At 68.3% G+C, this 19,886-nt stretch carries 19 protein-coding genes and 1 tRNA gene; 8 read left to right on the top strand and 12 right to left on the bottom strand.

The genetic code is table 11. The annotated features are described in order from the left end of the window. Nucleotides 1-212 precede the first annotated feature (212 nt). Nucleotides 213-1,829 (top strand): hypothetical protein, encoded by a 1,617-nt coding sequence (locus tag ISU10_RS02465; protein WP_194694784.1) that lies wholly within the window; start codon nucleotides 213-215, stop codon nucleotides 1,827-1,829. 10 nt (nucleotides 1,830-1,839) lie between these two features. Further along, nucleotides 1,840-2,430 carry a T6SS immunity protein Tdi1 domain-containing protein gene (locus ISU10_RS02470; protein ID WP_194694785.1) on the top strand — a complete coding sequence of 197 codons (591 nt, stop codon included), beginning with the start codon at nucleotides 1,840-1,842 and terminating at the stop codon, nucleotides 2,428-2,430. A gap of 632 nt (nucleotides 2,431-3,062) precedes the next feature. Here the strand turns inward: ISU10_RS02470 and ISU10_RS02475 are convergent. The 4 genes from ISU10_RS02475 to ISU10_RS02490 form a co-directional block, all read right to left on the bottom strand. Beyond that, a tRNA-Arg gene (locus tag ISU10_RS02475) sits at nucleotides 3,063-3,134 on the bottom strand. Nucleotides 3,135-3,508: 374 nt separating this feature from the next. Further along, nucleotides 3,509-3,961, bottom strand: a complete 453-nt coding sequence (locus tag ISU10_RS02480; RefSeq protein ID WP_194694786.1) for a hypothetical protein — start codon at nucleotides 3,959-3,961, stop codon at nucleotides 3,509-3,511. A 335-nt stretch (nucleotides 3,962-4,296) separates the two neighbouring features. After that, complete coding sequence (locus ISU10_RS02485) at nucleotides 4,297-5,178, bottom strand: HNH endonuclease (RefSeq protein ID WP_228499321.1); 882 nt, start codon at nucleotides 5,176-5,178, stop codon at nucleotides 4,297-4,299. 573 nt (nucleotides 5,179-5,751) lie between these two features. Continuing rightward, nucleotides 5,752-6,231 (bottom strand): hypothetical protein, encoded by a 480-nt coding sequence (locus tag ISU10_RS02490; protein WP_194694788.1) that lies wholly within the window; start codon nucleotides 6,229-6,231, stop codon nucleotides 5,752-5,754. Nucleotides 6,232-6,837: 606 nt separating this feature from the next. Between ISU10_RS02490 and ISU10_RS02495 the strand changes: the two genes are divergently transcribed. Together ISU10_RS02495 and ISU10_RS02500 are read left to right on the top strand one after the other, a co-directional pair. Next, a complete protein-coding gene (locus ISU10_RS02495) occupies nucleotides 6,838-7,236 on the top strand; it encodes a hypothetical protein (RefSeq protein ID WP_194694789.1) in 399 nt (132 codons plus the stop codon). Then, entirely contained in the window at nucleotides 7,233-8,066 is an 834-nt protein-coding gene (locus ISU10_RS02500) for a hypothetical protein (RefSeq protein ID WP_194694790.1), read from the top strand. Before ISU10_RS02495 ends, ISU10_RS02500 begins: the two co-directional genes overlap by 4 nt. A gap of 144 nt (nucleotides 8,067-8,210) precedes the next feature. Here the strand turns inward: ISU10_RS02500 and ISU10_RS02505 are convergent, their stop codons facing one another. Next, the gene (locus ISU10_RS02505; protein WP_370864602.1) at nucleotides 8,211-8,651 is read right to left on the bottom strand and encodes a hypothetical protein; all 441 of its coding nucleotides are present in this window, start codon (nucleotides 8,649-8,651) and stop codon (nucleotides 8,211-8,213) included. A gap of 130 nt (nucleotides 8,652-8,781) precedes the next feature. Between ISU10_RS02505 and ISU10_RS02510 the strand changes: the two genes are divergently transcribed. Together ISU10_RS02510 and ISU10_RS02515 are read left to right on the top strand one after the other, a co-directional pair. Continuing rightward, nucleotides 8,782-10,035: an LCP family protein gene (locus tag ISU10_RS02510; protein WP_228499275.1), complete on the top strand. Its 1,254-nt coding sequence runs from the start codon at nucleotides 8,782-8,784 to the stop codon at nucleotides 10,033-10,035. Further along, nucleotides 10,032-10,244: a hypothetical protein gene (locus ISU10_RS02515; RefSeq protein ID WP_194694792.1), complete on the top strand. Its 213-nt coding sequence runs from the start codon at nucleotides 10,032-10,034 to the stop codon at nucleotides 10,242-10,244. The genes ISU10_RS02510 and ISU10_RS02515 overlap by 4 nt, the downstream gene beginning before the upstream one ends. Here the strand turns inward: ISU10_RS02515 and ISU10_RS02520 are convergent. From ISU10_RS02520 to ISU10_RS02530, 3 genes are all read right to left on the bottom strand, one after another. Then, on the bottom strand, nucleotides 10,241-10,612 hold the full coding sequence (locus tag ISU10_RS02520) for an MscL family protein (protein ID WP_194694793.1): 372 nt from the start codon (nucleotides 10,610-10,612) through the stop codon (nucleotides 10,241-10,243). The genes ISU10_RS02515 and ISU10_RS02520 overlap by 4 nt on opposite strands. An 11-nt stretch (nucleotides 10,613-10,623) precedes the next feature. Next, nucleotides 10,624-11,268, bottom strand: coding sequence for an SAF domain-containing protein (locus tag ISU10_RS02525; protein WP_370864603.1), 645 nt, complete (start codon nucleotides 11,266-11,268; stop codon nucleotides 10,624-10,626). Between the two features lie 66 nt (nucleotides 11,269-11,334). Then, nucleotides 11,335-12,384: a glycosyltransferase gene (locus ISU10_RS02530; RefSeq protein WP_194694794.1), complete on the bottom strand. Its 1,050-nt coding sequence runs from the start codon at nucleotides 12,382-12,384 to the stop codon at nucleotides 11,335-11,337. Nucleotides 12,385-12,479: 95 nt separating this feature from the next. Here ISU10_RS02530 and ISU10_RS23990 point away from each other — a divergent pair, with 95 nt between their 5' ends. Continuing rightward, nucleotides 12,480-13,637 carry a glycosyltransferase family 4 protein gene (locus ISU10_RS23990; RefSeq protein ID WP_194694795.1) on the top strand — a complete coding sequence of 386 codons (1,158 nt, stop codon included), beginning with the start codon at nucleotides 12,480-12,482 and terminating at the stop codon, nucleotides 13,635-13,637. Here the strand turns inward: ISU10_RS23990 and ISU10_RS02540 are convergent. The 3 genes from ISU10_RS02540 to ISU10_RS02550 form a co-directional block, all read right to left on the bottom strand. Beyond that, nucleotides 13,612-15,195 carry a lipopolysaccharide biosynthesis protein gene (locus tag ISU10_RS02540; RefSeq protein ID WP_194694796.1) on the bottom strand — a complete coding sequence of 528 codons (1,584 nt, stop codon included), beginning with the start codon at nucleotides 15,193-15,195 and terminating at the stop codon, nucleotides 13,612-13,614. The two genes, ISU10_RS23990 and ISU10_RS02540, sit on opposite strands and share 26 nt — an antisense overlap. Continuing rightward, the gene (locus ISU10_RS02545; RefSeq protein ID WP_194694797.1) at nucleotides 15,192-16,073 is read right to left on the bottom strand and encodes a polysaccharide pyruvyl transferase family protein; all 882 of its coding nucleotides are present in this window, start codon (nucleotides 16,071-16,073) and stop codon (nucleotides 15,192-15,194) included. The genes ISU10_RS02540 and ISU10_RS02545 overlap by 4 nt, the downstream gene beginning before the upstream one ends. Nucleotides 16,074-16,172: 99 nt before the next feature. Next, entirely contained in the window at nucleotides 16,173-16,499 is a 327-nt protein-coding gene (locus ISU10_RS02550) for an FmdB family zinc ribbon protein (RefSeq protein WP_194694798.1), read from the bottom strand. A gap of 87 nt (nucleotides 16,500-16,586) precedes the next feature. On the opposite strand from ISU10_RS02550, the gene ISU10_RS02555 reads away from it, so the two are divergent. Then, the gene (locus ISU10_RS02555; RefSeq protein WP_194694799.1) at nucleotides 16,587-19,235 is read left to right on the top strand and encodes a penicillin acylase family protein; all 2,649 of its coding nucleotides are present in this window, start codon (nucleotides 16,587-16,589) and stop codon (nucleotides 19,233-19,235) included. A gap of 31 nt (nucleotides 19,236-19,266) precedes the next feature. Here the strand turns inward: ISU10_RS02555 and ISU10_RS02560 are convergent, their stop codons facing one another. After that, nucleotides 19,267-19,869: a 5-formyltetrahydrofolate cyclo-ligase gene (locus ISU10_RS02560; protein ID WP_194694800.1), complete on the bottom strand. Its 603-nt coding sequence runs from the start codon at nucleotides 19,867-19,869 to the stop codon at nucleotides 19,267-19,269. Nucleotides 19,870-19,886: the final 17 nt, after the last annotated feature.

The following is a 19,886-nucleotide window of genomic DNA, read 5'->3' on the forward strand; positions in this document are numbered from 1 at the left end:
ACCAGGCAGAGGGCCGGTTCCGTACGGAGCTGAGGTTTCGCCGAGAGCGGCCGGATCGGTTCTGGATGCTGCGAACACAACGGAACTGGCTGGTCCTTGGCCTCCTTGCAGCCCTCATCATCTCGTTGTCAGGCGTCGTTGCCTTCCGAGACCACCTGTGGGGGACTCGAGCTGACGCCAGAGCCGCAGTCCAGGCCCTCAAGGACGGCGACTTGGTCGCCCTCGACGAGCGGTTGGCCGCGAACCGTGGCGGGACGGACTTCGCCTACTTCTTCGCTTCAGCGGTCACGCCGCGTGACCTCGGAGACGCGCTGGCGACGGTCGCTGGCAGGAGCGAGGATGTTCCGCTGAAGACTGGCATCGACCCTCACGCCTACGAGCTCACGCTGACCGACCTGGCAGGCACCCTGGCCTTGGCGACGCACGGCGCGAGGGATCGCACCTTGCCAGAGACCTGGACCTCCGACTTTGTCTTGGCCACCACGACCCCGACTGAGTTATACGGAGCCCACGACGGGTTCTTCGACCGGGACGGCAAGAAGCGCGAAAGGCAGGACAGGGCCAACAGGGCCAATCTGCTGCTTCTTCTGTCCCGTGGCTACTGGTCGCCAAAGTTCCTCCAAGTAGTGACCAAGGAGTACTTCGACTTCGACCGCAAAGAAGGCGATGACGCCTGGCCCGTCGCGGACCCGGATGACGATGTGGGTTATGCGCCCGCGCCCAACGGCGCCTACCTGACGGATGGTGTCCTGGCCCTGACAGCCGCACTGACAGCCAATTCGGTGGCGAGTAAGTGGGCCTTCACCGAGTTCCAGCCCGGCAGGGTGGAGATAGACGGGTCCGACTACGAGATCGGCAGGTTCACGCACTTCCTGCTGTTTGAACACCGATTCCCCGAAGGGTCAGGTGATGAGAGCATCGGCATGACGGCTGCGCTCACTGCACTGTCGTCAGCGATCGACTCAACCATCTCGAGCGAAGCAGCCACGCAGCCGCTGCCTTACGACGCCGCGTCGAAAGACTTCGGCCCCACGCACGACTCGCTGATCCTTCTAGCCCTGGCCCGCGACATGGCGCAGGACAGTGGATGCTCCTTAAATCCCCTCCACTATGGGCACTGTGTGATTGCCGCAGCCAAGGCCGTGTGGGGCTGGGTTCGGCACTGGGGTCACCTGGTCCTGAACATCCTCACCCTCGCGACCTTCGCTCCGCCGCCGTTCAGCGCGATCGGAGTGACTGCAGCCGCCTCGAACGCCACCTGGTACGCGATCGAAGGTGACTACGGCATGGCTGGGCTTTCCCTTGCTGCTGCTCTACCAGGCCTCGCGTTTTCGAAGATCGCGAAAGGCTCCGCAACGGCCAAGGGCGCGGCGACTGCTGCGAAGGCAGGAAGAGCCGCAGCCAAGACAGACGAAGTTGCGAAGGCTGCCCGGTGGTGGCGACCAATGAAGCCGTGGAAGGACTGCGACCTTGTACCGCAGGGTGGACTGCGCCTCAAGTACCACTCCGGATGGACACCCGCTCAACGCCAGGCCGCGGATGAGAAGGTGAAGGCGATCTACGAGGCCGCACAAAGAGGTGAGCTGAGAAAGACGCTACCCCAACGCTCCGGCACGGCCACTTCAACCTACGTGAAGGCTACGGGCAGGAGTGTTCCCGCTGGTCAGGACGTCGACCACACGATCGACCTCCAGCTCGGCGGCCAAGACGACATCTCGAACATGAAGCCACTCGACCTTGCAGTCAATCGCAGTCTTGGTATTCAGATCGCCGCTCAACTCAGCTCTCTCGAGTATGGCGAACCCATCCTCGGCGTGGCGATCTGCTGAGGTGGCACCGATGTTCGAGCGATTCTGGGCCGCCTACTCAGGGTTGCGCGATACGTCCGAAGCGGGGTCTGTCTGGACGCACCAACGGCTCAAGGCGCTAGATGGGTACATAGCGTTTGCACGAGAGTTTGCCGGTGCTTCGTTCGACGGGGGAGTTTACCGAGTTCACGACGACAGAACTGGGCCGCAGGCGTTGTCACTGGTGACGGATGCGTTCCCGGAGTTTGCTGAGCGAGTGTGTCCTTTCGGATACGACTGGCTCGGGCGGCAGTTCGCGGTCGACTCGGGCCGAGTCGTAGGCCAAGAACCCCAAGTGCTGCTTCTCGAGCCGGGGACGGGTGAGGCGTTGGAGATCCCGTTCTCATTCGCGGCATTCCATGACGTCGAACTCGTCGACCATTCAGACGCAGCCCTCGCTTCGGCCTTCTTTGCCGACTGGTCGCGATCCAACACAGACCAACTGCCGTTACGTCGAGATGAGTGCGTTGGTTACAGGATCCCACTGTTCCTCGGTGGCGATGACACACTGGTGAATCTTGAGGTCAGCGACATCGATGTCTACTGGACTCTCTGTGGTCAGTTACGAGGGCAGACGTTCTGACCGCGCGCAGGCCCAGGTTGTCCTTCTCTCGGACGAAGCGCACTCGACCCTCTCAACGCGGGGCTCTTATCCGCCTATGACCTCGTCCACACCGACCAACCCTTGGCCGTCGCCGGCGGCAGCGCCACCGTCGGTGGGAACCTTGCCCACGCCACATCGGGTATGCAAGGGCTGAGCGGAGTTCCGACGAGAACCACCCCGCTGACCTACCAGTTCGAGTTCGCGGGGCGACCTCGCCCGGACAGCGGGGCGCCAGGCACCGGTTTGGTCAATGTGTCCGTCCCTTACGCGGCCGTCTCGAACGCGCAGGTACGCCCAGTTTGGATCCGCAGTTCCCAACTCACTAGGTTGGAGCCACGGAGGGCGGTAGCTGGACGGTTGTCCAGCCCCTGAGGCAGCGCCCCCGCGCTGACGCCCGGGGGCGCTGTTGATCTTCAAACACCCTCAGGATGCGTTCGAGCGCAACGCCTAGGTGGCTCATGGCTGCCCGGCAACCCGCTCGCGAAGGACGACCATCACAAACGCGGGGAAGCGGATCGACCGGCCCTGCCAGCGATCGGTCTGCTCAACTCGACGGGTCGCGGATGACCTCCGGGTTCGGGAACCGCACGAGAACGTCTCAGTGACGAGAGCGCCCCCGGCAGGACTCGAACCTGCGCACATGCCTCCGGAGGGCACTGCTCTATCCGCTGAGCTACGGGGGCTCTGTGGAAACCCTATCCAACGCTTCGCTCGGGCCGAAAATGCGCTCGCACATCTGAATGCCTCGGTGGTCCCACAGTTGAGAGTGGTCTACGAGATCCACTGGGCTCGGGCGATCTGCGCGCATCGGTGCCTGTAGTGGCTTGCCCCCAGACGGCTTCCGGACGGTCAGGCGTACCGGGTCAAGAGGAGCGCGCCGCCTGGCGACGCTGAGACCGCCAATCCCAACCGCCGCGCACTCGAGCGCACGTGGAAGGTCTCCTTGATGCAGCCTGGCCATCGAGGGGATCAAAGTAAGAGGTGAGCGGGGACTTCGGGATCTGCGTCTCGAGGAAGCGCCATCGAGCTCGCGGAGTCGCTGAGCGGAGAGACGCGGTCAGCCGTCACACCCACAGGCCCCCGACGGTGTGATCTCGTAAAAGCACTCTCCGCAGATCTCGCCCGCGAGATCGCGGAACGCGCCGCCTGCGGCGGCGCCAGACCAGCGAGGTCCGTGGTCTCGCCACTCGATGGCCGCCAACACTTCGGTTAGCACTGCCCCGTCCGGGAGGCTGGACCCGGGCACCCGCACATAGTGGGTGGCCGTCGTCTTTGCGATCACGCGCGTTGCCTTCACGCGGACACCGACTCCTGCCGAGGCCGCTGGGTCCACAGCGATGTCCACGTGCTGGCGGTTGACGTACGCCGCGATGCTGCGGTCGGGTGGTCGGATACTGATGTATCCGGACTCCCTAGCCGTCTCGACCGTTCGCTGCGCCGTGACGTCGCGCAGCAGCGCAGCGAGTTGAGGCGCTGGGTCGAGATCTGCGATCTGCTCCTCAAGGTTCATGGGCGGGCTTCCTCCTTGGCTGGCGCGCTGGTCTCGCGCCTCCCATTGTTGTCGAAGGGTCGTGCGCGAGCCTGTCACTCGACGCTGTGCCGCCTGCGCGGCCGATTTTCTAACCACCCTGGAGTCCCGCGTCGGGTGGCGATCCGGCGCTGCCGTCGCAGCGCAGCCCCGGCGAATACCTACGGCGCCCGGGGCCACGACACCCTGGCACGGGCTCGGCCGCCTGACCCACTAGCTCTAGCGCCAAAGCGCATCCCGAGGTCACCTGTCGTCGGAGTCCTGCAGCGACTTCGGTAGGCGAATGGTCCAGGCGACCGGTGCTGCGGCTCGTTGGCTCATGAGGTCACTAACGATCTGATCTGCGCAACGTACTCGGTGGCGACTTCCTGCACTCGAGTACGGGCTTGATCCAGGAGCGCCGTGATGGCAGCCGGGTCGACCTGAGGGTCGAGCGCGAAGGGCAGGTAGTCACGTTCAAGCATGAACCGAAAGATCGCTGCCTTTCGGTCTTCGGCCGTTGCTGGGTCTGCCATGAACTTGGCATCTAGGAAGTCTCGGAAGTCCTCATCGCCTTTCTCGCTGTTGCAGTCCTTGCACGCCGGAACGAGATTGCCTCGCTTGTGTTCGCCCAGGCTCTTGGAGTTGATCCCGAAGACGTGGTCCTTGTCGTGCGCCGCCAATGGCTCATCGCAGTACGCGCATCGTCCGCCGAAGTAGCTCCATGTGGACTCCCACCCGCCGTGAGCGTGTGCGTCCGGTCGGATCCTCCCGAGAACGTTGCGTACCAACAGGTTCTGGGCGTTCCCAATTGCCGGCGCCGCTAGTCTTCCGCGGCTGCCGGCTTCACCCGCAGCGCCAGCTCGAGGAACACTCTCGGAGAGCGCGTCCAAGTAGGCAGCAGCGGTGTCCTGGTCGATCATCTGCTTGTCCGCGATGTACTTGACGAACCCCACGTAGTGCCGCGCGTACCAGTCGTTGGTGAACAGGACGGTCTCGCCGCACACGACGACCTGCGGACTCGACCGGTATCGACCCTCGTACCTACCGACTATCAGGTCCGGACTCCGAAAGAACGGGTAGCGCACGCCAAGCGTCGATTTGCAGTAGCTCTCATCGCGGAGGTGCTCGAACTCTTCAGGATGGTGATCGCAATACTCCACGATCGACAACACGTGTCGCTCCACGAACTTGCCAATCCTCGGCAGGCCCAACGCCATCACGTCCACGCGCGCAGTCTCCCCCTCTTCGGGTACTAAACACCGTCGGTCGAGTCCCACATGGGAGGTCCTCCTGGCTTGTCTTCACACCACCGGCGCATGTTCACTATCCGCCTCGTCCTCGCGAGCGCGCGCCCGCGGACTTCCCGGCGCCACCCCTGAGGGCAGGCTACGAGATTGCATCGGCACATCCGCGCGAACCAGGTCATGCGTAGCCCATCCGCGAGCTGTGGTGCTTGCGCTCCCTCGCTACCGAGCCAAGGAGAGCGCGCCACATCGCGGAGCCCGGAGACCGCCAACCCCACAGCCGCCGTGCACTCGAGCGCACTCGGGAGGTCTCCGCTATTGAGCCTGGACATTCAGGGGATTGGGTAAAAGGGGGTGCGCGGGGTCGGAGGGATCTGCATCTCGGGTGCCGGTGAACCTCGGACACGACCAGCCGACCTTCAAGGTCTACGTATCGGTACTGGCGAGGTCGCCAACTGACGTGCGACCGGGGAAGGCGGCCGCTCGGAGACTTCGCCGAGTTGGCCACCGCCTTGCCACGCACATGGGGACGCCGGTCGAGACTGGTCATGCACCCCTTCTCGCGCTCCGCGCCGACCGCTCGACTTCCTGACTGAAGGCCTTCACACGAGGTGAGTCTGTGGCGAAGAACCCGAACTCGTCGTACTTGGGCAGGTATCTCCCGTCGAAACTAATCATGATGCAGTGCTGTTCAGGAACCTTGATGGTCTCAACGGGGTTGAAAGTGACCCATGCCAACGCGTTGGCACTGGGAGCGCTCTTGTCGCGGGGAGATTCGGCGAAGGTGCCGGCGCGTGGCGTTCCACCCTCGTCTGGGACGAAGATTAGGCGGCGCTCGGTGACCACGAGGCTCCCCGTTCCAACCTTGACGTACCTGGAATCCCACATGTTGAAGATCCCCTCAGGTCGATCCAGGACTTCGCTGATGTAATGCTCGGCGTCCCAGTAGGTGCCTTCTAGGAAGTCCAGTACCTGTTCTCCGTTAAGATGCTTCTGGATTCGCTCCTGCTCCGTCCTCAGGCGCATGGCCTCCCGCGCCCGCTCAGCCTCCTGACGTGCAGCCCGTTCAGCGCGCCGTGCCTCTTTGCGACCCGACCACCAACCCATAGAACCTCCTCATTGCCCGCCGCCCGCGCGACTGTTCGAGATCGACAGTCAAGCATCATGTTGTGGGCCGCCATGACGGACGCGTTTCCGCGTGTGCTAGGCCGGTCGGTGCGTTGGCCCCGCGACTACCAAAACGCGATGAGGGTTCGACCTCCCCAGAGTGACCTCCCTCCCCGGACCTGCTCCATCTCGAGCTGGCAGTTCTGTGAGATCAAGTTCGCCTGGGGAGCCCGCCTTTGCTTTCCCGCAGGCGCCACGGAGGAGGGACCATTCGGTCGGAGCAGGCATCGATGCACTTGCCATCAGATCGCGACGAGATCAGGCAGGGGGTCATGGCTTCGCGTGAGGTGTACGATCGTCAAGCGAACAGATGTTGTCACGCGTCGACCTGTAGTTCTCAGTCATAGCGTCAAACTCTTCGCAAGATTGTTTGCGCCGAGACGCTGTCGAATCGATCGCGAGGCCAGCTCAGAGGTGAGGAACCTCCCGCAAGGGGAGGTCCCACCCAAGAGTTAGGCCACTCGAATGATTGAAGTTCCACCGGAGTTCATCGAACTCGTTGTGCTGGGATGGAGGCAGAAGCTCCTCGCCGAGCGTTTCGGGGTTACGGATCGCACCGTCCGCCGCTGGCTTAGCGACCCGCAGGTCGCACTCCTCGTCGCGGAGCGACGGGAAGAGGTTCAGTGCGCGATCGCAGGTCGGCTGACCGGCATGGCGGAGAGTGCCTTTGCGGTGTTGGAAACGCTTCTCAGCGATGCCTCGGACTCGGTTCGTCTGCGGGCCGTGCAGTTGGTGTTGGACCAACTCTCTTCCACTCACCGGGCCCTCATGGATCGCCAAGCCGACACCAGCGAGGCCCGGATCCTCGCGGCTACAACGCCGACCGACCGTCGCGTCCCGACGAGCCAGGGGGTGGCCTCGTGAGCGCAAGCAGGGGCCGGCCCGACAGGCGCTACCTCGCGGAGAGGGCAGCCGTCGCGGAAGCCAGAAGGAGGAGGCGCGCCGCCGACCGGATCTTCGAGAACGTTGCGTCCCTGGACGACTTCGCTGTTCAGTGCGGCGACGAGGCCCACGACATGCGAGACGACTGGGCGGCGACCGTCCGAGTCGCCCATGCGCGCCGAGAACTCGGACTCGATTTCGGGGAGGATATGGATCCTGTATACGGCCTTACCCGTGGCCGCCACGTGCCCACCACCTACACGACCGTCTCCTGGGCCCGTTTGCCCGGCCACGTCTTGAGCTTCCCTCCTGGCGAGCCGCTGCCGGACGACCTCGCGGCCAAGCTCGACGAGATCGACTCACTCATCACTGTCCCCGTCGATCAACTCGACGACCGGTTGCAAGTTTTCGGCCTAGACCCGGCCCAGATGCCCCACAACCAGCCCAACGTGGCCGGAGGAAACGGGTCGACTCGCTCAACTGCCAGGAACACCCTTTTGGCCCCGCACGTCGTCAAACTTGAGGCCGCCTTGGCCCGCCTCGTCATTGGACCGGGACGCGGCGAGGTGGCTCGCGCTGAGGTGTGGGCGAAGGTGGGCCAACTCGTGGGCCGATTCTGCGACCCCGAGGCCTGGTTCAACCAAGGCCTGGTGAACTTCCGGGCTCTCTACTCGTTGTGTACCGAACAAGACGGAACGCCGTTCCCCGCCGACGAGTTGAAGCTGCTGATGAGGTACGAGGACCTGGAGGAAGTGATGCGCTGCCACACCGACGAGTGGAGGGCCGCGGAAGCGGACATTTCCGGACACTAGGTCCTTCCGGATCCAGGAGAAACGACTTCCAGCCCGACCGACCGGGTCGGCATTGCAGCAGTTCATCGGGCGTAGCACGGGTTTTACGCACGTCCTACTGGGGCCAGCGTGTGCGGTCCAGCCGCGACACGGTGACATATCTTGTCAGGTCGCCGGCCGACCCAGCGAAGTGCCGAGGAGGGCGAGGTGCTGGGGGACGATCCGGCGCCAGTAGCCGATGTCGTGGTCGCCGTCGCCGCAGTCGATGCGGATCGCCATCCCGTCGAGCTCGGCCTGGTGGCCGAACGGCGTGACGTCCTCGAAGTCGGCCTCGTCGTCGAACGAGCCGGGCGAGGTGTCGTCGTACTTCTGCCAGAGCGCCGGGCTCATCGCCAACCAGCCCAGGAAGCCGATCCTGGCGGTGTCGAGTCCACGACCGGGCTCGACATCGGGCACCTTGCCGTCGCGCCCGTCGAGCCCTAGCCGGTGGTAGGCCACCGAACGTCCCGGCAGCACGCCCGTCTCCACGCCGATGGCGGTGGCCGCGGTGCCGAGGGCGAGGGCACCGGCACCCGCCAGCAGCCCGCGTCTCGACGTACTCCGCACAGCCGCATCCTCGTCGACGGGTGGCCCACTCGTTTGGAACTACGCCCACCGACGCGTCACCATGGACGGATCGTCGTCGGTTTCGATGACGTCCCACCTGTGTCCCAGTCCGTGTTCAAGAGGTCGACGCTTGTCTGAGTACGACGCCCCCGAGGGCGCCAGCTCGACCCCCGGCGACCCCAGGCCGAAGCGGCGGGCCAAGGTCAAGAAGCGGCACACGGTCGGGCGCGTGCTCCTGGTCACCTCGGTGGTGCTCGCGCTGGTCACCGGGCTGTCGACGCTGTACCTCTACCGCCACTACAACGGCAACCTCGACGTCGTCGACGTCTCCAGGCAGATCACCGACCGGCCGGACAAGGTGAAGGTCGAGGGTCCCAAGGAGCCGCTCAACATCTTGGTGATGGGGTCCGACGACCGGGACGCGCCGGGCAACAACATCGACAACCTGACCGGCGGCGGCAAGCGCTCTGACACCACGATCTTGTTGCACCTCTCGGCCGACCGGAAGCGCGCCTACGGCATCAGCATCCCGCGCGACTCCCTGGTCAACCGCCCTGAGTGTCTCGACAAGAACCTCAAGCCGATCCCGGGCGCGACCGACGCCATGTGGAACGAGGCCTTCTCGGTCGGCGGCCCGGCCTGCACGATCCACCAGCTGGAGAAGCTGACGGGCATCAGGGTCGACCACTACATCGTCGTGGACTTCGCCGGCTTCCGCGGCATGGTCGACGCGATCGGCGGAGTGCAGGTCTGCATCCCCGAGCCGGGCATCGTCGACCCTGCCCACGGCATCAACCTCCCGGCCGGCACCCGCAAGCTCGAGGGGATGCAGGCGCTCAACTACGTGCGCGAGCGCTACGTGCTGGGCAACGGCTCAGACGTCGGCCGGATGAAGCGCCAGCAGGCGTTCATCGCCGCGATGGCCCACCAGGTGCTCAGTGCCAACACGTTGGCCAACCCGGTGCGGCTGTTGAAGTTCCTCGAGGCCGCCACCAAGTCGCTGCAGCTCGACGAGGGCCTGGGCAGCCTGGCCAAGATCGCCAAGCTCGGCGTGCAGTTCCGGGGCATCGGGCTCGACAAGATCCAGTTCATCACCGTCCCGTGGCAGTACGCCCCCGAGGACCCCAACCGGATCCGCTGGCTGCCGGAGGCCGAGCAGGTCTGGACGGCGATCATCAACGACAAGCCGATCCCGCGGAAGTTCCTCGGTGACGCCATCAGTGCCGAGCACCTGCCCGGCACGCCCACCGAGACCCCAACCGGTACTCCGACCGGTACTCCGACCGGTACTCCGGGCTCACCCGGCACCCCGACCAGCTCGCCGACCGACGGGGTCACCGACGAGGAGGCCCAGCAGGCCGCCGAGAACGGGCTCTGCGCGTGAGCGGTCCACGAGACGAGCCCCGAGACAAGGCCCGAAAGGAGACCCAGGAAGAGGCCCAGCGCAAGCGCAGGCTGGCCGAGGTCTTCGGCGACGTGCTGCCCGAGACGACCTCAGACGAGCGCGACCCCGACGATGGGCGGGGCGACGGGCGGGGCGAGCGGGACCGCGACACCTGGATCCGTGACCAGGTGCCGCCACACCACGGCTAGGCCCCAGGGGTGGCTGAGGCCGGACCCGCCTGCTCCTTGAGCAGGTCGCGGATCTCCTCGAGCAACGCAACGTCTGCGGGCGTGCCCGGGGACTCGGCCGGGAACCAGCGCTCCTTGGCCTTGGTGTAGGGCAGCACCACGAAGAAGTAGACGACGGCCGCGAGGATCACGAAGGAGATCAGCGCGTTGACGAAGAAGGCGCCGGAGCCCTCCTTGGCGCCCTTGAACGTCTCTGCGGTTGCTGGCAGGGTCGCCGTCAGCCAGGCCGTGAACGCTGCGACGACCGCCCCGAAAGCGGTGCCGATGATCACGGCGACCGCGAGGTCTACGAGGTTGCCCTTGAGGACGAAGTTCTTGAACCCTGTCATGACACCGGACGCTATCGGGAGAACGTGAAGGTCAGGAACCCGGTCACGCTCGCCTGGGCTATCTCCTCACTCAGCGACTGGGGCACGGCGAGCACCACGAGCCGTCCGGCAAGCGCACCGGACGCGTCGTCCTGGGTCGCGCCGGGGAGGACGACCACGGGTAGCTCGGAGCCCACCAGCCGGGCCGGCGCGGCGCCTTGAGGGTCGGCCGCCACCAGGTCGATCCGGTCGCCGACTCGCAGCAGGGCCGCCATCGCGGCGTCGGGCAGCCGGACCGGCATCGCCACGGTCCCGGGGTAGGCCGCGACCAGCGAGCGACCCAGCACCCGCACGTCGGTCACCGGTTCGCCGGCGCGCAGGGGAGCCGCGAGCACCCGACCGACCGGCTTCCTGGCCAGGCCGGCAGGGGCGGTGCCCTCGGCGTAGGCCACGGACCTGAGGTCGTCGTCGGCCAGCACCGTGCCGGCCGGTAGATCCCGTGCGGCCGTGAGGACCTGCTCGGTCGCCGGCGCGGGCGGTCGCACCTCGTGGAGACCGGCGAGCACGGCAGCGCCCGCGAGCAGCGCCGCCAAAGGACGGCGCCGCGACAGCACAGCACGTCGAAGGGCTCTGCGTCGGCGGTGTAGTCGCTGCGTCAGCTCGTCACGGGTGGCCACGCGAGGACGCTAGGCGCGGTCGGGCGTGCGCCGAGGACTCTCTCCACAGCCTCGCGACGTGGCGGGTCAGCGGGCGACGGAGGCCCACACCTCGGCGTGGCCGCGAGCGGAGCGCTCCCAGGTGAACTCCGCCGCTCGCCTGCGGCCGCGCGCGGCCACCGTCTCGACATCGGCGCCCCCCGCGAGGGCGGCCAGCGTGCCGTCGACGATGCCGTCCGGCGTCGGCTCGACCAGGAATCCGCCGTCGCCGACGACCTCCGGGAGGGCGCTGGTGTCGGCTGCGACGACGGGTGCGCCGGCCGCCATGCCCTCGAGGGCCGGAAGCCCGAAACCCTCGTAGGTCGAGGGCACCACGACCACGGAGGCGCTCGCGTAGAGGCCGGGCACGACCTCGTCGGGCTGCCGCCCGAGCAGCCGGGTGCCGGGCAGTCCGGCGAACAGTCGGGTGCGCTCGGGATGCTCGGGTCCCACGAGCGCCAGCGTCACGTCGGGTCGCGCGGCGTGGATCGCTGGCCAGGCGGCGGCCAGGCCCTCGAGGTTCTTGCGCTTCGAGGCGCCGCCGACGGTGAGGACATAGGGGCCGGTGATGCCCAGGGCGGCGAGCTGGGACGGGGCCAGGGGCGCTGCGTCGAGGTAGCGCGGGTCAACGCCGTTGTGTACGACGTGGGGTGGCTCGATGCCGAGCAGCTCGACGGCCTGGCCGGCGCTGAAGGCCGAGACGCAGATGACCGCGGCTGCGCGTCGCAGCTCCTCGGCCGCGGCAGGTACGGGTGCCGACTCGTCGGGAAATCGCCAGGCGACCACGTCGTGGAGAGTGACCACGTCGACCCGCGCCGGGGGCAGCTCGAGGGCGGTGCGGTGCACGATGTCGGCACGGGGGTAGAGCACCCGGCCGGCCAGCCGGCGCTCGCGCACCGATGCGGCCCCGACCCTGGACATCGGCATGCGGCGGTCTCCGGGGAGCGGCGAGCGCAGGGAGCGGACCAGGACTCGTCTCACGCACCAGTCGCCGTAGGGCGTCAGCGCCGACTGCGCCCGGGCCGCCATCTCGGTCTCGTAGCGCTGCGCCCCCATGGGCACCGCGGTCGCGATGCTCGCGATCGCCAGCCGCGGCATGGGCGGTCCTTCCTGGTCGGGATCCGGACTGCTGGCATCCTAGGGCGAGCCGCCGCGCCGACGGGCGCTCGGCGCAACCGACGGGAGGAGTCGCGGTGCAGCGGGTCGCGCTCGTCGCCTCCTCGTTCCACCCCCACACGGGAGGGGTCGAGGAGCACGTCAGGCACGTCGCTCGCCTCCTGTCCGCCCGCGGCCACGACGTCGAGGTGTGGACCGTCGACCGTGGCGAGCATCTCGGCACCGCCGTGGTCGACGGGGTGACCGTGCGGTACCTGCCGGCGCCGCTGCCCGCCCGTACCTTGCGGGCGCTGGTCCGCGCGGCGGTGACGATCCCAGGTGCGTGGCTGGCGTGGCAGCGGGCCTTCCGCCGGCTGCGTCCCGACGTCCTGCACGTGCAGTGCTTCGGGCCCAACGGCGTCTACGGCACGGCGCTGAAGAGTCGCAGACGGGTGCCTCTCGTGGTGTCGTCCCACGGAGAGACTTTCGCCGACGCCCGCGGCATCTTCGACCGGAGCGCGCTCAGCCAGGCCGCCCTGCGCCGCGCGTTGTCGGTCGCCGAGGCCGTCACCGGCTGCTCGACCTTCGTGCTCGACGACCTCCGTACACGGTTCGGCCTGGTCGGCGGACAGGTGGTGCCGAACGGGATCGACGCCGAGGACGACCTCGTCTCGGAGCTGCCGCCGCTGTGGCCGTCTGCCGATGGCATCCGGGTGGTCGTGGCCTACGGTCGCATGGAGCACAACAAGGGCTTCGACCTGCTGCTGCGCGCGGTGGCTCGCATGGGCCCGGACGTTCACGTCGTGGTCGGCGGTGACGGCACCGCTCGCCCGGAGCTGGAGGCGCTCGCGGCCGGGCTCGGGATCGCCGACCGGGCGCACTTCCCCGGCCGGCTGTCGCGGGCGCAGGTGCTGGGCGCGGTGTCGGCGGCCGACGTGCTCGTCGTACCCAGCCGGGTCGAGGCCTTCGGCATCGTGGCGCTGGAAGCGTGGCGCGGCGGCGCTCCGCTGGTGATGACCTCGCACGGCGGGGCCGCCGACTTCGTCACCGACGGCCACGACGGGCTGGTGGTGGACCCCGAGGACACCGCCGCACTGACGGCGGCCATCGACCGGGTCCTGACCGACCCGGGTCTGGCCCAACGCCTGGTCGAGGCGGCCAGTGTCTCCGTCCGCGGCTTCACCTGGGACAGGGTGGTCGACGACTACGAGGCGATCTATGACCAGGTGGTCAGGCCGACCCGCGACGTCCGGTGAGCACCGGCAGCACGATCCGCAGCACCGGCTGAAGACGGCCGCGGAAGGGACGGGCGATCGAGGCGGCGTCAGACTCGGTGAGCCCGGTGCGGGCCACCCGCAGGGCCAGTGCGTAGCCCGCCACACCCGCCGCGCCGGCGATCACGGCTGACCCGAGACCGTCCCCGAGCGGACGTACGGCGAACCAGGTCCCCAGGCACAGCAGGACGCCGAGCAGGGCCGGCCTGACCAGCCCGCCGAGCTCGCCCCAGCCGATCCCGAGCTGTCCGATCTCGTTGCGCAGCAGCAGCCCGTAGCGGACCGCGATCGCGCTGATGCTGGCGACCACGGCGCCCCAGATACCGATCAGCGGGATCAGGGAGACGGCCACCGCTGCGTCGACGGCCAGCGCCGTCAGGTTCGCGCGGAGCAGCACCCCAGCGGAGAGCCGTGAGCTCACGAAGGCGGTGACCGGGGCGAAGACGATGACCAGGCCGGCAGAGATGCCGAGAGCGACGAGGACGGGTGAGGACGCGTCGTACTCGTGGCCGTAGAGCGTCGTGACCAGCAGCGCCAGCGGAGCGACGGCTGCTGCGAGCAGTACGCCGACGACCGTCGAGCTGGCCCGCAACGTACGTCGGAAGGCGGGCGCCACTGCCTGGCCATCGATCGCCCGCAGTCCGGAGATCGCCGGGATCAGGGGCCCGACGAACGCCTGCGCGGGGGCGAACAGATGGCTGGCCAGGCCGTAGGCCAGGGCGTAGGCGCCGACCGCGGCCGGAGTCGCGAGCCAGGTCATGAAGAAGACCTCGCTGCGTGACATCACCAGCCCGCCGACCACCCCGGCGGCGGCGATGGGCAGCGCGAAGCGCCAGAAGCCCTCGGGAAGCCCGCGCGGCAGTCGCGGGCGGAGCACGGCGCTGCGGTAGGCGGGGCTGATCACCAGCAGCGAGAGGGCGACAGCCGTCCCGGTGACGACCAGGCGGGTGGCCCACACCGCGTCCGGCGTCCGGGCCAGGACCGCGGCGAGGACCACGGCGGCCGACGTGGTCAGGGAGGTGACGATCGCCAGCTTGGCGCCGGCCGCCGACTTGTTCTCGATCCACACGCACGCGGCGGCCCCATCGAGGGCAGCCGGGACGAAGATGCCGAAGACCACGGCGATGGCGAGCATGGCCGGCGGCACGTCCACGACCAGGAGCACCACGAGGGCCAGCAGCGGCCCGGCGACCAGCAGCCGGAAGCCCTGGGCCGCCGAGAGGAGATGGCGCAGCTCGTCGTGGCGCCCGGCGGCATGGAACTTCGAGCCGAACTGGATCAGCGCCTGGCTGAAGCCGAGCGTGATGATCCCACCCGCGACCTCCATCAGGGAGGTGAGGAAGGCCAGCCGGCCGTAGTCGGCGACGCCGAGGATGCGGGCTACGACGAGGTTGACCGCGAAGGCGACCGGAAGGGAGATGAGCGTGTGGATGACGGTCCAGGTCGCTCCCCGCACGGCACCGTCTTGGAGCCCGGAGCGGTCGGTGGGCGAGGCGACCGCAGGGTCGGGTAGCGGCGCGGGGTCCGGGACGTCGGTCACCGATGCCACCAGGCCACAGGCGCGAACGCGCGCGTGACCGGCAGCTGCGTCACGCTGGCACGCAGTCCCTCGACGGAGGCGCGCACGCTGTCGCGGTCGGCTGGGCGGGTCCGCCCGGTGATCGACTCGACGCTGTCGCCGACCGCAACCTCGATCTGCCGCGACCAGCCGGGGGTGACGACGGACTCGTGGTCGTGGAACTTGTACGTCGAGCCCATCAGCTCGGGCTCCAGGCTCGCCCAAGCAGCGGGGATGCCGAACGAGTCGGCGACCACCAGGCCGTGCAGGGATGTCGAGAGGACGTGACGGCACCGGGAGATCTCGCGGACCACGAAGTCGGGGCTGCGGCGTACGTCGATGAAGTGGATGCGCGAGTCCTCGCGGCTGCGCAGGTCACGGGTCTGAGGGCTGGGGAAGTGGTTGCTGTGAGGCAGGAAGCCCAGCTCGTAGCGCACGTCTCGACGGCGCACCACGTCGGCGGCCAGCAGGCCGGGGTCGCCCAGCGTCACATCGGCGGGCGCGTCGATGCGGTCGCGCGTCAGGGCGCCACGGACAGCCAGCACCCGAGCCTTCGGCAGGCTGAACGCTGCGTCGTACATCAGCCCGGTGCCCCAGATCGTGCCCTCGTAGTCGTCGGGCAGGTGCTCCAGGATGCTGCCCACCCCGACCATGTGGGACTGGCTCGGCGCCGTGAGGAAGGGCAGCACCCCGCGGGGACGCAGCAGCCACGGGGTCAACGCGTCGCCGAAGTTGGGGTGCCCGTCCCACCAGTAGGCGGGGATGACGCCGACCGTGGGGTAGGAGCGCGGGTGCGCGACCGACCGCGCGTAGCGGCCGGCCACCCGGAGGCGTCGCCGGGTCCGCGACTCGTATGGCATGAGGCCCCACGCAACCCATCAGGCTGACTTCGTGAACCCGTTCACGCTACCGGACCAGGCAGCGCCGATCTGGCGAACGACGCTCGAAGCCGACGGAGTTCAGGTGGTCGCAGGCGCCTTGGCCTCGCTCGACTTCGCGGTGGCCTTGGTCTCGGACTTCGACTCGGTCTTGGTCTCGGTCTTGGTGGTGGAGTCGGACTTCGAGTCGGACTTCGACTCCGAGGACGCTGACGTGCCGGAGGGCGTCTTGTCGCGGCTGTCGTTGCGATAGAAGCCGGATCCCTTGAAGACCACGCCCACCGCGTTGAAGACCTTGCGCAGACGACCGCTGCACTCGGGGCACTCGGTCAGCGCGTCGTCGGAGAAGCTCTGGAACTGCTCGAAGGCATGGCCGCACTCGGTGCAGGCGTACTGGTAGGTGGGCACTGTTCTCCTTCGCTGCTCTCGGTCGTCAGCAGTCGACTGGCACTCTCACCGGGCGACTGCCAATGGTACGGCACACTGTGAACCACCATGAGCGAGCCTGGATTCCCCGGCGAAGCCGTCCGCCCCAGCTGGTGGCAGCGGTTCCGCGCGTGGCCACGGACGGTGCGCTGGTCGACGTACGTGGCTCTCGGCGTCCTGCTGGCGCTCATCGCTGCCACGGTCACCGGTGTCATGCTGGTGCGGCGCCCGTTCCCGCAGGTCGACGGCACGATCAAGGTGCCCGGCCTGAGCGCCGAGGTCGAGGTGGTGCGCGACGCCAACGGCATCCCGCAGCTGTACGCCGACACGACGGCCGACCTGATGGCCGCGCAGGGCTACGTGCACGCGCAGGAGCGGTTCTACGAGATGGACGTCCGCCGGCACACCACGGCGGGCCGGCTCTCGGAGCTGTTCGGGCCCGACACCCTCGAGATCGACGAGTTCGTGCGCACCCTCGGCTGGCGGCGGGTGGCCGAGGAGGAGCTGGCCCTGCTGGAGCCGCGCACCCGGGCCGCGCTCGACGCCTACGCCGACGGCGTCAACGCCTACCTCGACTCCCACACGCCCTCGCAGATCGCGCTCCAGTACACCGTGCTCGGGTTGGGCGGGCTCGACTACCGCCCGGAACCGTGGACCGCGGTCGACTCGCTGGCCTGGCTCAAGGCGATGGCGTGGGACCTCAAGGGCAACCTGGACGAGGAGATCGAGCGGGCCTTGGTGTCGGCCGACCACACGCCCGACCAGGTCGCCGATCTCTACCCCGACTACGACTATGGCGCCCACCGGCCGATCGTGGGTCAGGGCGCCGTCGTCGACGGGGTCTTCGAGCAGGACGCCGAGAAGGGCGGCACCCGCAACCCGCAGCGGCCGGCGTACACCGCCGACCAGCGTGCGCAGCTCGCCGGGCTCAGGTCGGCCCTCGCCGACCTCCCGCACTTCCTGGGGGCGGGTGGGTCCACGGACAGCCAGACCGACGGCTGGGGCTCCAACAGCTGGGTGGTCTCCGGCGACCTGTCCGACACCGGCGCGCCGCTGCTGGCCAACGACCCTCACCTCGGCGTCTCGGTGCCGGGCATCTGGGTGCAGATGGGGCTGCACTGCCGAGTGCGCAGTGACGACTGCCCGTTCGACGTTGCCGGCTTCACGTTCTCCGGCGTGCCGGGTGTGGTGATCGGGCACAACGCCGACATCGCCTGGGGCTTCACCAACCTCGGTCCCGACGTGACCGACCTCTACCTCGAGCGGGTCACCGACGACCAGTGGGAACAAGACGGTCGCCTGCGCCCCCTCGAGGTTCGTCAGGAGACCATCAAGGTGCTCGGCGAGGACGACGTCACGATCCGGGTGCGCTCGACCGCCCACGGTCCGCTGCTCAGCGACGTCTCGTCGTTCTACGACGACCTCTCCACCAATGCGCCCGACGACCCTTCCGGAGCGGGCGTCGCCGCGTCGCCGGACACCCGGGGCGCGATCTCGCTGGCCTGGACGGCGCTGACCCCCTCGACGACCGCCGACGCGATCTTCGACCTCAACACCGCCTCCGACTGGGAGGGCTTCCGGCAGGCGGTCTCGTCGTTCGCCGTACCCGCGCAGAACATCGTGTACGCCGACCGCCAGGGCCATATCGGCTACCAGGCACCCGGCATGGTGCCGATCCGCAAGTCCGGTAACGACGGACGTCAGCCCCAGGCGGGCTGGCTGAACGAGAACGACTGGACGGGTGACTACGTGCCCTTCGACGGGCTGCCCAACGTGCTCGACCCTGCCGAGGGGTTCATCGTGACGGCCAACCAGGCCGTGATCGGGCCCGACTATCCCTACTTCCTGACCGACGACTGGGACCAGGGCTACCGCTCCGAGCGGATCCGCGACCTGATCGGGCAGGCGACCGCCGGCAGCGGCGGGTTGTCGGTGGACCAGATGGCGCAGATCCAGCTCGACGACCGCAACCCACTGGCGGCCGCGCTCGTGCCGCGGCTGCTTGCGATCGACCTGCCCTCCGGCTACTGGTCGGCCGGTCAGCGTCAGCTGCGCCGGTGGGACTATCGCCAGCAGGCCGACAGTGCGGCGGCCGAGTACTTCAACGTGGCCTGGCGAACGCTGCTCGCCGAGACCTTCCACGACGAGATGGTGGAGGACGTCTGGCCCAGCGGCGGCGACCGCTGGATGGCCGTGGTCACGCGACTGCTCGACGAACCGGACTCGACCTGGTGGGACGACCGCGGCACCCAGGAGACCGAGACCCGCGACGACATCTTGCGACAGGTGCTGATGGACGCCCGCGACGAGGTGACCCGGCTCGACTCGCGCGACGTCGAGGGCTGGGAGTGGGGCCACCTCCACCGACTCGACCTCGAGGAGCCGACCCTGGGCACCTCGGGCATCGGACCGGTCGAGTGGCTGGTCAACCGTGGCGGCTGGGAAGTGGGTGGCGGCCCCGCGGCCGTCGACGCGTCGTCCTACTCGGCGTCACTGGGCTACACCGTCGACTCGGCGCCCTCGATGCGGATGGTCGTCTCGATGGCCGACCTCGACGAGTCGCGCTGGATCAACCTCACGGGCGTCTCCGGACATCCGTTCAGCGACCACTACACCGACCAGACCGACCTGTGGGCTCGTGGCGAGACGTTGCCGTGGCCGTTCTCACCCGGGGCCGTTCGCGACGCCGCCGAGCACACGTTGACCTTGGCGCCCTGAGCGCACCCGGTGGTCGAGCGCACCCGGTGGCTCAACCAGCGAAGAGGTGCAGCCCCGAGGGCGTCACGGCGCCGGTGACCGAGCGGTCGTGGGGCTCGGTCGGTACGTCGACGCCGACCTCGTCGTCGTACAGCAGCGCCCACACCGGGGTGCCGACGGGCACTCGCGCGAGGGCGCGGTCATAGCAGCCGCCGCCGCGACCCATCCGGTCGCCGGTCGCAGACGCAGCGAGTCCGGGGACCAGCAGGAGATCGGCGGTCGCCACCGCCTCGACGCCGAGGCGGGGGCCGACGGGCTCGAGCAACCCCATCCGGGCGGGAGCCAGAGACGTGGGTCCGTCGTACACCGACCAGTCGAGGTCGAGACCTGGCAGCACGACGGGCAGGATCACGCGTTTGCCCAGTGCCACCAGGGATTCCAGCAACTGGGTGGTGCCGGGCTCGGTGCCGATGGAGACGTACGCCGTGATGGTCGCCGTCCGGCCTATCTCCGGGGTCGCCAGCACGTGCTCGGCGATCGCGCGAGCCGCCTCGCCGACCTCCAGCAGGCTGCGCCGGTTGCGGGCGGTGACGAGCTGGTCGCGCAGGGCGAGCTTCGCCGTACTTGCAGAGTGGGCTGATTGCCGGTCGGGCACCCCACAAGCCTACGATC

Source organism: Nocardioides agariphilus (assembly GCF_015352445.1).
Taxonomy (GTDB): domain Bacteria; phylum Actinomycetota; class Actinomycetes; order Propionibacteriales; family Nocardioidaceae; genus Nocardioides; species Nocardioides agariphilus.

Excerpts from the sequence above, each read along its gene's own strand:
- ISU10_RS02470 (WP_194694785.1), top strand. The coding sequence starts at position 1,840 with ATGTTCGAGCGATTCTGGGCCGCCTACTCAGGGTTGCGCGATACGTCC.
- ISU10_RS02480 (WP_194694786.1), bottom strand. The coding sequence starts at position 3,961 with ATGAACCTTGAGGAGCAGATCGCAGATCTCGACCCAGCGCCTCAACTC.
- ISU10_RS02485 (WP_228499321.1), bottom strand. The coding sequence starts at position 5,178 with ATGGCGTTGGGCCTGCCGAGGATTGGCAAGTTCGTGGAGCGACACGTG.
- ISU10_RS02490 (WP_194694788.1), bottom strand. The coding sequence starts at position 6,231 with ATGCGCCTGAGGACGGAGCAGGAGCGAATCCAGAAGCATCTTAACGGA.
- ISU10_RS02495 (WP_194694789.1), top strand. The coding sequence starts at position 6,838 with ATGATTGAAGTTCCACCGGAGTTCATCGAACTCGTTGTGCTGGGATGG.
- ISU10_RS02520 (WP_194694793.1), bottom strand. The coding sequence starts at position 10,612 with ATGACAGGGTTCAAGAACTTCGTCCTCAAGGGCAACCTCGTAGACCTC.
- ISU10_RS02530 (WP_194694794.1), bottom strand. The coding sequence starts at position 12,384 with ATGCCGCGGCTGGCGATCGCGAGCATCGCGACCGCGGTGCCCATGGGG.
- ISU10_RS02545 (WP_194694797.1), bottom strand. The coding sequence starts at position 16,073 with ATGCCATACGAGTCGCGGACCCGGCGACGCCTCCGGGTGGCCGGCCGC.
- ISU10_RS02555 (WP_194694799.1), top strand. The coding sequence starts at position 16,587 with ATGAGCGAGCCTGGATTCCCCGGCGAAGCCGTCCGCCCCAGCTGGTGG.